At 47.5% G+C, this 2293-nt stretch carries 2 pseudogenes; both read right to left on the bottom strand.

The annotated features are described in order from the left end of the window. Window positions 1–484: pseudogene (locus ACX6U0_RS21220) on the bottom strand (exosporium glycoprotein BclB-related protein); the annotation flags it as partial. Between the two features lie 209 nt (window positions 485–693). Then, window positions 694–2293, bottom strand: a pseudogene (locus tag ACX6U0_RS21215) (collagen-like protein); the annotation flags it as partial.

Here is a 2293-nt window from a genome sequence, read left to right as displayed (position 1 = left end):
CTGTTGCTCCTGTTGCTCCTGTTGCTCCTGTTGCTCCTGTTGCTCCTGTTGCTCCTGTTGCTCCTGTTGCTCCTGTTGCTCCTGTTGCTCCTGTTGCTCCTGTTGCTCCTGTTGCTCCTGTTGCTCCTGTTGCTCCCGGAGTTCCTGGCGCACCTGTTGCTCCTGTTGCTCCTGTTGCTCCTGTTGCTCCTGTTGCTCCTGTTGCTCCTGTTGCTCCTGTTGCTCCTGTTGCTCCTGTTGCTCCTGGCGCACCTGTTGCTCCTGTTGCTCCCGGAGTTCCTGTTGCTCCTGTTGCTCCTGTTGCTCCTGGCGCACCTGTTGCTCCTGTTGCTCCCGGAGTTCCTGTTGCTCCTGTTGCTCCTGTTGCTCCTGTTGCTCCTGTTGCTCCTGGCGCACCTGTTGGTCCGGTTGGTCCGGTTGGTCCGGTAACCCCTGTTGGTCCTGGTGGGTTCGGTTGAACCGGTGGTCCTGGTGGAAATGGCAAATGAAACACCTCCAAAATTTATTTAACGTACACTTTATATTATTTCAAAATAATTAATAGGATTGGATTTTATCATTAATTTGTTAATATTTTTACATAAGAATTTACTAGATTATTGCAAATAAAAAAATCCCCATAAATTATTAGTTCCTAAAAAACTATAAATCTATGAGGACTTTTATATGACTTCATATTACATAAAGTATCTATCAAAGAATACGATGCACTGACCAAACAATTCCGGCAGATCCAGTTCCACCTAAATTTAATGAGATTGTTAAACCATTAGCTTCATAGAATAGACCGATTACATCTCCTGAATTCAGTTGTAAATCCCCAGTTAAAGTAACTGTTCCGTCACCTAGAATTGCTCTTAAAGTTAAGACTAAAGCAATATTTACATTTAAGATTGGAAATAAACCAGTAATTAAATTAGTAGTTCCTGGTGAAGTCCTACGAATTACAAATGTTGGCGTAATACCTCCACCAAGTGAAGCAGTTAATGCAGCTGTTGTTGAGTAATTAATAGTTGCTTCGAAAACATATCTGCCTGTTGCAGGTACAGTAAAATTACCAGTCGTAGCATTAAATGTTGTAGCGACGTAATATGGACTCGTTACTGTCCAGTTTGTAATTTGAGAACTACTATTTACAGTTAAAGATGGCTTGAATGCAGAAAAACCTTGGCTTAGAACTTCAGAACCGGTTACTCCTGTTGGGCCTGTGGTTCCTGTTTCTCCTGTTGGACCCGTCGATCCAGTTGCTCCGGTTGGGCCTATTACTCCTGTTACTCCCGTTACTCCCGTTGGCCCTGTTTCTCCTGTTGCTCCCGTTATTCCTGTTACCCCTGTTGTTCCTGTCGCTCCCGTTGCTCCTGTTGGACCCGTTTCTCCTGTTAATCCCGTTGGTCCTGTCGCTCCTGTTACTCCATTTACCCCAGTTGTTCCCGTTGGTCCTGTTGGACCCGTCGAACCAGTTGACCCTGTAACTCCCGTTGGTCCTGTTGATCCCGTTTCTCCTGTTGGACCTGTTTCTCCTGTTATTCCTGTTATTCCTGTTACCCCAGTCATTCCCGTTGGACCTGTTGGACCGGTTACTCCTGTTACTCCTGTTACACCTGTTGGACCCGTTTCTCCTGTTGACCCTGTTGCTCCTGTTAGTCCAGTTGATCCTGTTGGCCCTGTTGATCCTGTTATTCCTGTTGATCCTGTTAACCCAGTCGTTCCCGTTTCTCCTGTTGGACCGGTTACTCCTGTTACACCCGTTGGTCCTGTTGGACCCGTTTCTCCTGTTGATCCTGTCGTTCCTGTTACTCCCGTTACCCCAGTCGTTCCCGTTGGTCCTGTTGGACCTGTTGGACCCGTTTCTCCTGTTACACCCGTTGGTCCGGTTGCTCCTGTTGACCCTGTTGATCCCCTTGATCCTGTTACTCCTGTCGCTCCTGTTGATCCTGTTAGTCCAGTTAATCCTGTTACCCCAGTCATTCCCATTGGTCCTGTTGGACCTGTTTCTCCCGTTAACCCTGTCACTCCGGTTACTCCCGTTGAACCCGTTTCTCCTGTTAATCCTGTTAAACCCGTTGGTCCCGTTTCACCTGTTGATCCCGTTGGTCCTGTTGATCCTGTTACTCCTGTTGACCCTGTTGGTCCTGTTATTCCCGTTAACCCTGTTGGACCTGTTGATCCCGTTAACCCTGTCGCTCCGGTTGCTCCCGTTGATCCCGTTACTCCCGTTGGTCCTGTTTCTCCTGTTGATCCTGTTACTCCGGTTGCTCCCGTTAATCCTGTTGACCCTGTTTCTCCCGTTGGA

The sequence above is a fragment of the Gottfriedia sp. ABJ_BB2_2 genome (assembly GCF_055484705.1).
The sequence above is the reverse complement of the archived record's forward strand: the minus strand, read 5'-3'. Positions and strand labels throughout refer to the sequence as shown.